Annotated in this window: 12 protein-coding genes; 4 read left to right on the top strand and 8 right to left on the bottom strand. The window is 57.4% G+C overall.

What is annotated here, in order from left to right:
• The 4 genes from LHW45_07650 to LHW45_07635 all read left to right on the top strand — a co-directional run bounded on the left by LHW45_07650 (window position 1) and on the right by LHW45_07635 (window position 6,599).
• Window positions 1-666: an ABC transporter ATP-binding protein gene (locus tag LHW45_07650; GenBank protein ID MCB5285446.1), complete on the top strand. Its 666-nt coding sequence runs from the start codon at window positions 1-3 to the stop codon at window positions 664-666.
• 4 nt (window positions 667-670) lie between these two features.
• Complete coding sequence (locus tag LHW45_07645) at window positions 671-4,750, top strand: hypothetical protein (protein ID MCB5285445.1); 4,080 nt, start codon at window positions 671-673, stop codon at window positions 4,748-4,750.
• A gap of 67 nt (window positions 4,751-4,817) precedes the next feature.
• Complete coding sequence (locus LHW45_07640; protein ID MCB5285444.1) at window positions 4,818-5,348, top strand: hypothetical protein; 531 nt, start codon at window positions 4,818-4,820, stop codon at window positions 5,346-5,348.
• 606 nt (window positions 5,349-5,954) lie between these two features.
• On the top strand, window positions 5,955-6,599 hold the full coding sequence (locus LHW45_07635; protein MCB5285443.1) for a hypothetical protein: 645 nt from the start codon (window positions 5,955-5,957) through the stop codon (window positions 6,597-6,599).
• A 393-nt stretch (window positions 6,600-6,992) separates the two neighbouring features.
• Here LHW45_07635 and LHW45_07630 read toward each other — a convergent pair whose 3' ends face one another.
• Genes LHW45_07630 through LHW45_07595 form a run of 8 tightly spaced genes read right to left on the bottom strand, consistent with a single transcriptional unit; the run spans window position 6,993 to window position 13,685 of the window.
• Window positions 6,993-7,685, bottom strand: a complete 693-nt coding sequence (locus tag LHW45_07630; GenBank protein ID MCB5285442.1) for a hemolysin III family protein — start codon at window positions 7,683-7,685, stop codon at window positions 6,993-6,995.
• On the bottom strand, window positions 7,675-8,259 hold the full coding sequence (gene nadD, locus LHW45_07625) for a nicotinate (nicotinamide) nucleotide adenylyltransferase (GenBank protein ID MCB5285441.1): 585 nt from the start codon (window positions 8,257-8,259) through the stop codon (window positions 7,675-7,677). The genes LHW45_07630 and nadD overlap by 11 nt, the downstream gene beginning before the upstream one ends.
• A complete protein-coding gene (gene bamD, locus LHW45_07620; GenBank protein MCB5285440.1) occupies window positions 8,256-8,975 on the bottom strand; it encodes an outer membrane protein assembly factor BamD in 720 nt (239 codons plus the stop codon). The genes nadD and bamD overlap by 4 nt, the downstream gene beginning before the upstream one ends.
• Window positions 8,976-8,984: 9 nt before the next feature.
• On the bottom strand, window positions 8,985-9,563 hold the full coding sequence (locus tag LHW45_07615; GenBank protein ID MCB5285439.1) for a hypothetical protein: 579 nt from the start codon (window positions 9,561-9,563) through the stop codon (window positions 8,985-8,987).
• 7 nt (window positions 9,564-9,570) lie between these two features.
• On the bottom strand, window positions 9,571-10,932 hold the full coding sequence (locus LHW45_07610; GenBank protein ID MCB5285438.1) for a tetratricopeptide repeat protein: 1,362 nt from the start codon (window positions 10,930-10,932) through the stop codon (window positions 9,571-9,573).
• A gap of 24 nt (window positions 10,933-10,956) precedes the next feature.
• A complete protein-coding gene (locus tag LHW45_07605) occupies window positions 10,957-12,375 on the bottom strand; it encodes an aminopeptidase (protein ID MCB5285437.1) in 1,419 nt (472 codons plus the stop codon).
• 20 nt (window positions 12,376-12,395) lie between these two features.
• Window positions 12,396-12,875: a transcription elongation factor GreA gene (locus LHW45_07600; protein ID MCB5285436.1), complete on the bottom strand. Its 480-nt coding sequence runs from the start codon at window positions 12,873-12,875 to the stop codon at window positions 12,396-12,398.
• Entirely contained in the window at window positions 12,876-13,685 is an 810-nt protein-coding gene (locus LHW45_07595) for a hypothetical protein (protein ID MCB5285435.1), read from the bottom strand.
• Window positions 13,686-13,888 lie beyond the last annotated feature (203 nt).

Genomic DNA, 13,888 nt, shown 5'->3' with positions numbered 1-13,888 from the left:
TTGATCTGTCTTGCTGGTTACTCGCTGCATAAAACCTACGCCGACAAAGGCCAGGACATCCGCGTGCTCATCGATGCCGGCCTGGAAGTGGAAGACGGCGAACTGGTCTGCATCACGGGGAAATCCGGCTGCGGCAAGAGCACGCTGCTCCATATTCTGGGACTGCTGGACGATCCCGATAGCGGGAAGGTGTTCATCAACGGGGCCGAAGTCTCCGCCCGGCACGCCAACGCCCATCAGATACGCAACCGGGACATCGGTTTCGTTTTTCAGTTTCACTACCTGATCGAGGACCTTAATGCCCGCGAAAACGTTGCCCTGCCCATGCTGATCGCCGGAACGGCGAAGCAAAAAGTAAGGGAGGAAGCCGACAACTTGCTGGAAATATTGAGCTTATCGGACCGGGGCAACCACTATCCCAACCAACTCAGCGGCGGCGAACAGCAGCGCCTGGCTCTGGCCCGTGCCCTGATCAACCGTCCCCGCATCGTTTTGGCGGACGAACCCACCGGCAATCTCGATCCCCAGCACAGCGCGGAGGTTTGGGACCTTTTCCAACAACTCAACCGCGAGCTGAAACAAACTTTCGTGATCGTCACCCACGATCGTGAATTGGCCAAACAAAGTCCCAAAACCTACGAGCTGAGGGACGGCAAGCTGATCTGACCCCATGCGACGTTCCCGCAAATTTCTAAGCTTCATAGTTGTCCTGCTGGTCATCAACACCCTGTTTTTTGTGGCCTGGTACGTCTTTGACGCCCAGGGAAGGGTTAAGGGGATAGTGGAAAACGAAGCGGGAAAAGCATTGAAAGGAGATTTCAGGATCGGCTCCTTCACGATCAGCGACCAGCAGGTTTACGCTGAAAAGATCACTTTCGCCGCGGCGGACAGCTCCTTAAGTTTCACGGTGGACAACGCCCGGGTGCGCTTCAACCTGCTGCGCTTCATCTTCTCCGGGTTCAAGATGCGCAACCTGATGGACCACATCGAGATAGACCAAGCCGACGTGCGGCTGGCCGTGGCGCCCAAGGCCAAAAAAGCCAAAAAGAAGTTCGAGATCCCGGACCTCAAACCCATTTTCAACGATCTGATCATCACCAACTCCCGGTTGCAGGCGGATGTGAACATCCCGCTCCAGCTGGGCGAAGATGGTATGCTCACAGCGCTCGAGGAACTCAGCAGGCTGAATCTGACAGTGCTCAACACCGATGTTTCCAACCTCAGCCTGTCCGCCGCCACCTCAAGCGGGGGCACCCTAAGCCTGAAAGGCGTTCTGGATAAGGGCCGGATCGTTTCTTCCCGGGCGGAATTGCGGAACTTTGAACCCCTTTACCTGAGCCATTCCTTGATCCGCGATTTCCGCGGCAAGCTGGACTTGGTGGCGAATTTTTCGCAACCGGGCAAAGGCGCGAACCCGGTCTTGAACGCACACCTGACCGTTAAAGAAGCATCCGCGTTCGTTTGGCAGCAGTATCCAGTGAACATACCGCTGCTGGACCTCACCACCGACGGCAGCAGGTTGAACGCCAGCCTCGCCCAGAGCATGGTCGGATCCAGCAGCATCGGCGGCGACATCCGCGCCCGCGACCTTTTCGGAGAAACGATCATAGACCCCAGCCAACTGGACCTCCGGCTTGATCTTGCCATGCTGGGGGCGAGTTTCAGCGGTTGGGTTGACGGCACTCTGAACGCGGAGGGAACCTTGTCCGACCCCGTCCTGCAACTGGTGGCGGGTTCGAACCAGATTTCCTTTTCCGGGCAAACCGTGCAAAACCTGGCGCTTACAGCCTCATACAAAAGCGAGATGGTCGATCTGGCCCTGCGGGACGCGATCTGGCAGAACCAGAGGGTGGACCTGACAGGAACTTTCAGCCCCAAAGACAGGCAACTGCTGGGTAAACTGGACACAGAGCCGGTGCGACTTGGCCCGGCTGAACTAAAAGTAACCGCCTCCGCCGATCTGGAACTGAATTTCTACGGCCCTGTGCCGGAAGTCCGGGCCCTGGTCCACGATCTGGACTTCGCCCAGGACAAGCTGGACTACCGCGGTCTTTCCGGCTACGCGAACCTCGTTCCGCTGATCACCGAGACCGGCCAGAACTTCCTGGTGGACGCGGAGCTAAACTCGCCCCTGGGCATCGATCTAAGCCTGGTGGGAGATGTAAACGATTCAAACTTCCTGCTGGAAGCCGATCTCAACTCGGTGCGGCTGGCCTCCGCCTATCCGGATAAGAGCATCGAGCAGTACGAACCTGTGCTCAGCGGCGGGATTTCCGCTTTTCTCACGGGATCCAAGGCCGTGCTTTCCTCTGCTTTGTCGGTTAATTTCACCAAGGGGATGAACCTCAACGCGGACCTCGATGTGGTAGCGTCTTACGACCTAAAAACCAAACAGGGCGATCTGGTGCTGGACGCGCCATTTGCCAATCTTAACGGACAGCCTTTCACCCTGGATTTGGTGGCCGGGATCCACGCTCAGGCCCTGAAGATAAGCTCTTTCAAACTCAACGATCAGATCATGGCCAGCGGTGAGATGGACCTCAAGGACAATCAGATCATGCAGTTCCAAGTGGTCTTGGCCGACATCGGCAGCGAGATGCTCACCACTTTTTTCCCCAACTTGCAGTTGCCGCAGATCAGCGGCGTGAACCTCACTGCCAATTATTCCAGCCGGGGAAACGATAATCTGGACGCAATGCTGAGCGTCGGGGAGGTCAAGATCCCCGGGTTGAGGCCCCTGTCGGCTGAGCTTACGCTGCTGGGGGACCCGCGCCAGGTGAATGTTCTGGGCAAGATCAGCAACGAGACCACTCGGCTGGTCGATCTGGCCGGTGATGCCGTACTCGACCAGGGTTGGAATCTGCGTTTGAACGCCCTGGCCACCGAACTGAAGATGGCGGAACTGATGTATGCGCCACCGGCGGAGGGTTCGATATCCGGCAACGTCGGTCTCTTCATCGCGGATGTGCTCACCAGGGAGCGCGAGCTGTCCTTTGATGCCAGATTGCTGTCTTCGCGGTTTACGATCCCCGATATCGCCGATCTGGATGACGTGCTCGTCTCGGTGGCCCAAACCAAAAACCTGCTGATCGTGGACACCCTCTACGTCCACACCACCGAGTTCGGCAGTTTAAGCGGTTCCGGGGCTTTGGATTACAACCTGCTGAACCGCAGCATTTACGAAGGCAACCACACCCTCGACCTGCGCGCGGAGGGCTTGCTGTTCGAATGGCTGGACAACAGTTATGAGTATGTGCGCGATGCCAGCGGAAAGGCCAGCCTGGAATGCAGCATCAGGACCCTCGATGACCAGTTGATGGTGCAGAGCGGAAAGCTGCGCGTCAGCGAAGGCCGGCTGGTCTTGAACGAGCAGCCGGAGGAGATCCGCAACATTGAGCTTAGGGCGGACATCGAGGAAAACCGGGTGCTGATCCAGAACCTGACTGCCCAGATGGGCAACGGGGTGCTGCACGCCACCAACCACTTTGACGACGATCCCGAAGCGCATCTCAAGGCCGCCATGCTCGATCTGGGCACCCTGCTGGTGAAAGTGGATGAACCCGGAGCCCTGCTCTACGTGCCGGATATCACCACTCCGCGCAGCCGGTCGCGGATCGTGCTGCGGGGCCAGAATGCTGAATACGCGACCGTTACAGGCCCATTCGACGATATGCTGATCACGGCCGAGGCGCTCGTGAGCGAAGCCAGCATCGTCTATCCGCCCAGAACCAATAACCTTCTAAACCTCATTTACAGCTTCCGCGGCACACTGGGCGTGGATTCCGAACCCCGGGGAGAGCCCATCTCTCTGCCCTTCAACCTGGACCTCAAGGTGCTCGTGCAGGACAACGTCAAGTACGCCACCTATCCCACCAGCTTTGTGCTCATGCCCGGCGGCTACATGCATATCCTTTTCGACGGCAGCATCTGGCGACCCCAGGAATCCACCATCACCTCCGAACAGGGCACGATGGATTTCTTCGGCACCAAGTTCACCATGGAAGAGCTGGATTTCAGCATCACCGGCGCGCAAAAAATGGTGGTCATCGAAGGCGTTCTCACCCACGAAACGGCCGACGGCACCATCGTTACCCTCAACGTTGATACAGACAAGGAAAACCCCAGCCAGTCGATCTTCAAACGCGTCAAATTCACGCTTGACAGCGACAACCCCGACGACGACAACGCGTCCAGCATCCTCAGCCGCATGCGTTACAACGCCAGTTCCGAACAGCTTTCCACCACCCAGCAGGGAAATCTGCTGCAAGACGAGGCGCTCGGCCTGATCTCGGAAAACCTGAACACCTCGCTGCTTTCGCCGCTGCTCTATCCGCTGGAAAACAACATCCGCCGCCTGCTGCGACTAGACGATTTCAGTATCCGCGCCGGCTTCATCGAAAACCTCTTCACCGAATACACCACCAATCCCAATCAGCTGGCCGGCTACACCGACCTTAACCAGTTCGCCGGCAACATCTCCCAATTCAGCTCTTCCATCTTGTTGAACAACCTTTCCATCTACATGAGCAAATACCTGGGCCGCAAGTTCTTCCTAGACTACGCCCTGGGATTGCAGGAAGCCACCGATCTGCAAAACCGCACCGAGATCGTGGTCTCGCACGAAGCCTCGCTGCGCTGGTATCTGCCGGTGCAGTTTCGCCTGGCCTACACCTTCAAATATGTGCCTTGGGACGAGCAGCTGTCCCACGAACTCATGCTCCAGAGGTCATTCAAATTCTGGGGCTTGTAACAAAAGCTTTGACAAAATACGCCATCTGGAAATGATGAAAAAAACGATAATTACCAGGGAGGAAACCATGCCCGATAAAGAGATCAAAGATAAACAGGCCGAAGTGACCAAACCCGCGCTGAAACCCGAGCGCAAACCCCAGCTTAGCCAAACGGAAGCCGATAAGCCCCGCCACAAACTGGGCCTCGTGGAGATCCTAATGTTCCTGCTGCTGGCAGGGGTGGTCTTCATCTTCATCTTTGGAATGCAACAGCAGAAACGCGACAAAGAACTGGAACTGGCCATGCAGCAGAAAATCGTGGAATTGAAACCGGCCTTCATGGAAATTGCAGCAAACGCTAAACAGTACAAGGCCAACGATCCCTTTGGCGCCTGGCCCCTTGCCCTCGATGAGTTGAACATGGATCCCGCCAAACTCAAAACCGAAGAGTACACTTTCGACTGGTCGGAAAGCGGCTCGGTGGTGATGACCACAACCGAGCAATTCGGCAAAGAGGGCGTCAAGATCAGTTACGACGTGGAAGGGGATTCCTACACCGTCGAGGACCCCAATGCCAGTACCCGGCCGCAGATCAAGGAAAGCTGGTTCAACCAGTAAGATTCCTTTACCAAACCGCCAGAATTCGAACCCGCCACCTCTGGCGGGTTTTTTGCGCCTTGTAAAGGAGTGGAGGGAGGCCTCGTTTCTCATGCCCGGAACCGTTACCCACTATACAAGAGGATGTGTGCGGAGTTGCCGCGTCACTTTTCCGGCAGATCGGCCAGGCCCCGCCCTCATCACACTTCCGATGCGCCTCTTCTCCGCCTCCCGCATACTTCCCCCCTGTCAGGCGGGAAGTATGCGGGAGGCGGAGAAGAGGCGGAGGGGAAAGGGCTCAGGGCGGGACATGGGGTTTGCGCAGTGAATATCTCGCGATATCACAATGATCTTGCAAAGATCAAGGCACCTATACTTGAAAGCGCGGCAAAGCCTGAGGATTACACCCGGAGGGGCTCCGCAAGAATGTTTCTGATCTACCCCACTGATCTATAATCCTGTGCCCTTGTTTGCGCAATGAACTCTAACATTTTGAATATGAGATAGATAAGCCTGGCAGGCTGACCCGGCTTACAAAAATAATCACCCAAACATTGAAATATTATTTGCCTCCCTCGAGCCCCTGATTATTATAGCCATAGCATACCATTTTCATAGGAGATTAAAATGAACAACGCGATAAAGACAAGCCTGCTGATGGTCCTGGCCTTGGTGGTACTCACCGCCTGCCAGGAAGGTAACAAGATCACCGCTTTGGATGTTTCCCAACCTGCGGAGAACGAAGCGGTTCAGACAGTTGACGTAAAGGGCGCCGTATCTGGCGACTTGATCGATCTTCCTGCCTGGGAGGGGAGCAGGGTGGAACCCGGCTACATCTTTGTGGCCAACGATGCCCAAAACCTCTATGTTTCTTACTATCTTTCCGAAAACTGGCAACTGGCGGGGCTGGATCTGAACATTGCCCGTTCCGAGGCGGAGATCCCTGCCGACTGGCAAGGCCTGCCCCAGCCGGAGAAATTCAGGTACAAAGCCACTTTGAGCCAATGCGAGAGCGTGTACACGCAGGTGATCCCGCTGGCTGAGCTGGACCTGGCCCCAGGTGACGTTTTTGTGCTGGTATCGCGGGCCATGGTGGGAGGAAACGATCCGCTGGACCACACTTCCCAGCCCTTCAACCTTTGTGTGCCGGGGAAGGCTGACCACCAGTGGTGGCAGTTCGGGCAAGGCCGCGTGAAGACCGATCCCAACGCCCCCGACAGGATGCAGAAGATCAGCCTGCGGGAACTCAAGGGCTCTGTTTCAGTTCTGTAACATTATATCCTGCAATAAGAAGCAGTAAAACGGGGTGAAGGCCAGGTACTGGCTTTCACCCTAATTTTTGGCTCTCTTCAAGCCGAGTGGGTGGAAGTGATCAACCATAAGGCAGCCCGGAGGGCGACAGGTCATGGCGAGGGCGCGTAAGCCCCTCGTTGCGCGACAGCACGAGGATTAATGAAAATTGCCACCAACCCACTCCGAAGCGCACCGCGTTTCGGGGTGGGTTGGTGGCCTTGAAAATCAGGTTTGATCTGCACGGTGTACGAGGGGTTCCGTCGCGGCTGAAGCCGCGCCTCCACACCCTCGCTATCATTCTGTCGCCCTCACGGGCTGTTTCCACTCAGTTTGGATGAGAGCCAATTTTTATGTGGCTTTAGATGTTTCCGCTCAGGCCACCAGCTTGAGCATGGCGAAGAAGTGGCAGACGCTGCCCCCCAGCACGAAGAGATGCCAGACGCTGTGGGCGTAGGGCATCTTTTTGAGCACAAAGAAGATGATGCCCAGAGTATAGCAGGCGCCGCCAATGAGCAGCCAGACCAGGGAGGCGGGTTCCAGGACGCTCAGCAGTGGTTTCACGGCGATCACGATCATCCAGCCCATCAGCAGATAGATCAGCAGGGAGAGTTTTTTCCTGCGGTCCAGGGCGAAGACCTTCAGGTTGATCCCCACGATGGCCAAAGCCCAGATCACACCGAACAGCGTCCAGCCCCAGGCCCCGCGCATCACACCGATGGTCACGGGGGTGTAGGTGCCCGCGATCAACAGGAAAATGGAACAGTGGTCGAGGACGCGGAAAAAGCGTTTGAAACCTGGATGCGGGATGGCGTGGTAGAGGGTTGAGGCCAGGTAGAGGATGATCAGGGTGGCGCCATAAATGCTGAACGAAACCGTCTTCCAGGTATCACCCTGGCGGGCGGCGAACACGAGCAGGATCACCAGCGCGGCAATGCTGAGGCCCACCCCGGTGCCGTGGGTGATGCTGTTGGCGATCTCCTCGCCCAAGCTCTGTTTGGCGGCCAGGGGAACCCGGTCCAGCCAGCGGGATTTCTCCTCTTTTGGGATGTTTTTCTTAGCTGTCATGGCTGGCCACAAGCGGCAGGTAAAGCTGCTTCACGCGTTCCGCGATCCGCTGCGGCACGAGGTCCGTGATGCTCTCTCCGGTTTTGATCCGGGCCCGGACAAGGGTCGAGGAAACCTCGCTGGGCGTGATCTTCAGGGTTTTGCGGCGGATCCTTTTCAGCACTGCCTCAGCGGCGGGATAGCCCGGACGGGGGATGATGAGGAACCGCACCTGGCCTTTCAGCCAGTTGAAGTCGTGCCAGCGAGGCAGTCCGGCCAGATTGTCAGAGCCGATCACCCAAAGGAAGCAGCGGTCCGGATGCTTTTGGTAAAGTCGTTTGAGCAGGTCGGAAGTATAGCCGCTGCCTTGGGCGTCATCGTCCCAGACTTCCATGCCCGGCTCCAGCACGGCGGCCACCAGCTCCCGGCGCCGTTCATAATCCAGCAACACGCTGTCCCGCTTGAAGTTGTGGCGGGCGTTGGGCAAAAAAACCACGCTCTCGGCGCTGCCGCTGCGGAGGATTTCCCGGGCGATGTGCAGATGTCCGTTGTGAACGGGGTCGAAGCTGCCTCCGAGCAAGGCCTGGCGGATCATGGCAAGTACTTGGCCAGTTTCTTCGCTTCCTTCGAGCCGGGATATTTGGCCACCAGCCGGTCATGCTCGGTCCTGGCTTGGTCCTGCAGGTTCTGTTTGTAGAGCAAAAGGGCCGAATAATACAGGGCTTCGCGGTCCAGCCGGTCGGTGTTGCCGAGCTCGGTGACCTCCCTGAAGTACATCAGGGCGGAGCTGTAGTCCTTCATCCTGTAGTAGATGTAGCCGGTCAGGTATTTCTTTTCGATCAGCTTGTACTGGGCTTTCTGAATGTAGCCGATGGCGTCGGCGTAGCGATCGCTGTTTGGATATTTGTCGATGAACCGGCGGAAGGCGTCGATGGACTGCAGGGTTTCGGTCTGGTCATACTGGGGGCCGAGGGATTCCTCGAACAGGCAGACGGCGTATCTGAAAACGGCGGTGGGAACATCGGGATGGGTGGGAAAGGAATCCGAAAACTCCTGATAGAGAAGGCGGGCTTCGGCAAACTTGTTGGTCTTGAAGAGGCAATCGGCCTGGCGCAGCAGGGCGCGGGCCGAAGAAGCTGACTGGCGCTCGAAGTAAACCTCGCCATAGAGGTCGGCGGCGCGGGCGTATTTGCCCAGTTCATAAAGCTCGTCGGCCTTGGCCAGTTTTTCTTCGGTGGTGAGCGTGGTTTGGTTTTGCGCGCAGGCAGTCAGCAACAAGATCAGGATCATCAGGGCAAGGGGAAATTTCATGCGGATTCCTTATTCGATCGTCCAGAGCAGATAGATCAGCGAGGCCAGGGCGGTGGTGGCCAGCACAGGTTCGAACCATTTGAGGCTGGAAAGTGACGGGCCGGCGCTGCCGTGTTCGCTGCCGGTGAAGCTGAGTTCGTCGATATGCAGCAGTTTGTAGCCTGGCAAGCTGATCTGCTTCACCTGGAACGTGTAGAGGGGATACCGTTCGCTGCGGTAAGAGAGAAAATTCTTATACTCGACCGTGGTGCCGCCAAGTTCCAGGCCGATGCTAACCAGATTGAGGCTTTGCAGCGCGAAGGGGGCAAGGCCGTCCAGGCTGTCTCCCTCCACGGCGGAGAAGGCCGATCCCGCCAGGGGATCGCTTTCCCGCAGATCCGCTCCCTGGGAGAGCAGCAGACCACGGATCAGAAAGTCAAGCCGGGGAGTGAGGTCCCCGGCTTGAATGTTCAGGATGAGCGGCCGGGAAACGTCGATCAGTTCCACGATCCGCTCGCTGATGAATTCCGGTTCCGCGCTGGCATATTGCTCCTCCGCCGCGAGGTGGAGGCACGCAAGCGCCAGCAACAGGACCAGGATCATTCGCATAGTGGGTTCAGATCTTCTTCAGATACTTGTCCACGATCTTCATCTGAGGGTAGGCAGGATTGTAATTCTTGATCACCATCAGTTCGTTGTAGGTGGATTCGTAATCTTTCATCTGAAAATAGGTGAGACCGATCTTCAGCTGGGCGTCCCAAGCTTTGGCGTGGCCCGGGTAGCGGTCAACCACTTCCTGGAACTGGCGCAGCGCTTTGGGGAAATTGCCGGCGCTGTAATAGTTCTCGCCGATCCAGTAGTAGGCGTTGGGGCTGAGTTCGCAATCCGGATTTGCTTTCAGGAACTCCTCGAACAGCACGATGGAGTTTTCGTGCCGGCGTTTGTTGTATTCTGTGAGGGCGGCCTTGTACTGCTTTCTGAGGGCTTCCAGACGGCGTTTTTCAGCCGCGGCCCGCTCTTTCACGATCACTGCCTGCAGGTCCGTGGTGAGGCTGGTGAGGTCGCTGTTCACGGTGTAAACCCGGTCGCGCAGATCGCTCATTTCGGTCAGCACTTCCGCGTCGTTCTGCTTCAGTTCGTCCACGTCGGAACTCAGGGCCTGGCGGATGGTGTAGAGCTCTTCCTGGGAAGTGGTGAGTTCGCCGCGGATGCGGGTGATCTCGGTCCAGAGCTCTTCCTTTTCCTGGGCAGCGCTCTTGTGCTGGCCGTCCACCAGGGCGAGCTGATCGGCGTTGAGCCTGGCCTGTTCTTCGTTCAGGGCGGTCTGGGTGGCCTGGAAGTCCATCAGGGATTCGTTCTCGAGGGCGATGTTCTGGTTGAAGGTGGCCTGGTCCTCGGCAAATTCTCCCAGTTGTTCCAGGATGGCGTCCTGTTCGTCCAGATAGAGGGCGATGGATTCCACTTCGGTGGTCAGGTCATCCAAAACCTGGGCCAGTTGGGTGCTTTCCTCGGCCAACTGCGCAACTTCGGCTTTGGTGGCGAATCCGGTTTGGGAGTCCTTCATCTGTTTCAGGTAATCCGAATAGGCGTCGAAGGTGTCGTTGGTATCGGTGGTGAGAGCGGTGAGCTTTTGCTCCAGCTTGGCGTTGGCCGCGATGGCCTCATTCAGCTGGGTGTTGATGGCTGCCACCTCACCCTGCAGGTTCACCAGGGCCGTGGCCGAAGTCACGATCTCGTCCTGCATCGGCTCCAGCACCAGCAGTTGCTCGTCCACGCCGTTGACCCGGATGACCAGTTGGTCCAGCTTCTCCCGGTTGTTGATGATGTCTTTACGCGCCATTTCCAGTTCGGCATCCTGATTGTTCTGCCGGGCCTCCAGAATCTGGACCTTGGCTTGTTGCGCCTTGTAGGTCTTGTTGCTTACGCAGGCTGACAAGGCCAGCATCACGATCAGCAGCGCGAATAACATTTTTCTCATCTTTTCCTCCTTTGAGATAGTGTTTTATTTCGCTGTCAAAAAAGCTTTGTATCCGGCGTAGGTGGACCAGAGGTCGGCCTTGCTGCACAGCTCGTAGAGCGAGTGCATGCCCATCAGGCCGGTGCCGCAGTCGATCACTTCCGCGCCCAGGTTTGCCAGAATGTAGGCGATGGTGCCGCCGCCGCCTTCATCCACCTTGCCCAGCTCGCCCATCTGCCAGAAAACCCCGGCTTCCGCGAAGATGCGGATCACCTTGGCGGTGAATTCCGCGTTGGCGTCGTTGCAGCTGTATTTGCCGCCGCTGCCGGTGAATTTGGAGATGCCGATGCCGTGGTTGAAGAGCACGGCGTTCTGGCGCTCGTGCACGTTCGGATAGTTGGGGTCCACGGCCGCGGTGACGTCGCCGGAGAGGATCATGGAGTTCATGAAGGTCTGGCGCAGGTTCGAGCTGCTGTCCTTTTCGCCGTTGTGCCGCAGCAGGGAGGCCACGAAATCCTGGATGAAGACGGAATGGGCGCCGGTGTTGCCCTGGCTGCCCACCTCTTCCTTGTCCGAAAAATAAACCACCATGGTGCGTTTGGGTTTGGCGTCCAGATTGGCCAGCATGGCCTGCAGGCCGGCGTAGGCGCAGATGCGGTCGTCCTGGCCGTAGCCCACCACCATCGAAGCGTCCAAGCCCGCGTCCCGGGCGGGAGTGGCTGGCACTAGCTGCAGTTCGGCGGAGATGAAGTCCCGCTCGCTGATCCCGTATTTCTGGTTCAAAAGCTTCAGCGCGTAGGCTTTGAGGGCTTCCTTTTCCTCGCCGTTCGGTTCCTGCATGCCGCTGAAGATCAGGTTCATCTTCGAGGCGTCGATCGCTTCGGCGAGATTCTTCGTGTACTGCTCCTTGCGGGCCAGATGGGGCAGCAGGTCCGGGATGATGAAGACCGGTTCGTCCTCTGCCTCGCCCAGGCTTACTTTCAGCAGGGAGCCGTCGGCCTTCACGATGATGCCGTGCAGCGCCAGCGGGGTGGAAACCCACTGGTATTTCTTGATCCCGCCGTAGTAGTGGGTGCGCATGCAGGCCATGTCGCTGTTTTTATCCTCGTAGAGAGGGTTTTGCTTGAGGTCCACCCTGGGGGCGTCCACGTGCGCGGCCACCATGTTCACGCCGTTGCCCACGGGCTCGCTGCCGATCACGGCCATGGCGATGGTCTTGCCGCGGAAGATGGAATAGACGCGTTTCCCGGCCTTGGCGGCGGATATCGGCTGGAATTTGTGCGCCTTGAGCAGCGCTTCCGTCCAGAGCACGGTTTCGCGCTCGGTTTTGGCTTTGTTCAGAAAATCCTTGTAGGGTCCGGCGAAGGCCAGGGCCGCTTTGATCTGCGCGGCGGGAGCCTCTTTCCAGAAGTTCTTCCGCTCATAGATCAGGGCGTTTTTGGTTGTCTCTTTCTTTGCTTTCATCAATACTCCGTTTATGCTTGTCAGGATATTTTCAGGATCTTTAGGGCCCGGTCGCCCATCGGGGCTTTCACCACGGCAATTTCGCCAGCCTGCTTGCCCAGCAGCGCTTGGCCGATCGGCGAAAGCACCGAAACCGGCTGGATGCCTTCCCGGTCGTGGAAATTGAGCTCGTCCACGCCCACGATCTGGAAGGTGATCTCCTCGCCGCTGCCGTTGTCGCGGGTGTGGCAGACGCAGCCGAAGCGCACCTTGTCCTTGGGGATGGCGTCGATGTCGATCACTTTCAGGTGCGCGCAGCGCCGGCGCAGGTGGTCGATCTCGCCGTCGATCTGGCGCTGTTTTTCCCTTGCCGCCTTGTATTCAGCGTTTTCGCTCAGATCGCCGAATTCCCTGGCGATCACGATCGCCTTCACCACTTCCGGGCGTTCGCCCATCAGCGTTTGGATGCGGCGCTGGATGGCTTCCATGCCCGCGGGGGTGATCAGTATGCTCAAATCCATTCAGGCTGTCTTCTTCTTTTGCAATACGCGCTGAGCGGCCACAGCGGCCTTTTTCAGCCTGGCGTTGCCGCTTTTGGTCCAGGGATCCACAATCGCCTCGATCTCCGGATGGTAACCCTGCAGGGAGGCGCAGAGGATCTCCGCGCTTTGGGGATCGCGGCTGTGAACGTGCTGGCGCCAGACGTCCAGATACAGTTCCCCGTCCAGCTTGTAAACCGCCTTGAGCAGCGCCACATGGGTCGAGGCGAGGTCTCCGAGGGGCTGCAGCCACTGGTTGATGAAATGCTGCACCACCTCCCCGCCCAGTTCGGGATTCTTTCTTAAAAGCTTGATTAGCAGGTTCACAGCCTGCTTGCGCACCAGTTCCTTGCCGGAGCGTGCCCAGTCGTAGGCGTAAGCCAGATACTTGTCCGGCTGTTTGCGCATCAGGGGCAGCATCACCTTTTCCAGCAGGGAGGCCAGCTGCGCGTCCTGGGCGTTGTTCACGGCGCTCTGCACCAGGGGCAGGTACACCGCCGGTTTTTTCCCGGCCAGCTTGGCCATGATGGCGATGAAGGCCGTTCTGCCGTTCTCGCCTTTCTTATCCCAAAGATACTTGTAGAAGGGAAGGTATTTTTCGTGGTTCTTGCCCAGCTTCTGCACGATGCTGTTGGCCACGTGCACGATCACTTCGGGAGGTATCTTGCCATTGACCCGTTCCGGATAGGCGATGAAGATTATTTCAAAGTCAAAATCGTTTTTTGGCAGCTTCTTTTCCAGATATTCGGCCGTGTCCTTTTTCAGCCTTTCCTTCCAGTCGATGGTAAGCATCTTGTCTCCTTTTCAATGGTTTTCTTCTCAAAATGCCAAAGGCCATTGGGGCAGGAAAATGTCAAGGGAAAATCATTCTGGCATTCCCCCATTTTTTTATACCAGCCTGATTTTCATTTGCCATGGTTCGATCAGATCGGCTCTATATGGTGACTTGTTGTAGTGGGTGACGCGTTGCAGGCAGATTCTGATCACTTGGCAGA

The organism is Candidatus Cloacimonadota bacterium (assembly GCA_020532085.1).
GTDB lineage: Bacteria > Cloacimonadota > Cloacimonadia > Cloacimonadales > Cloacimonadaceae > Syntrophosphaera.
The sequence above is the reverse complement of the archived record's forward strand: the minus strand, read 5'-3'. Positions and strand labels throughout refer to the sequence as shown.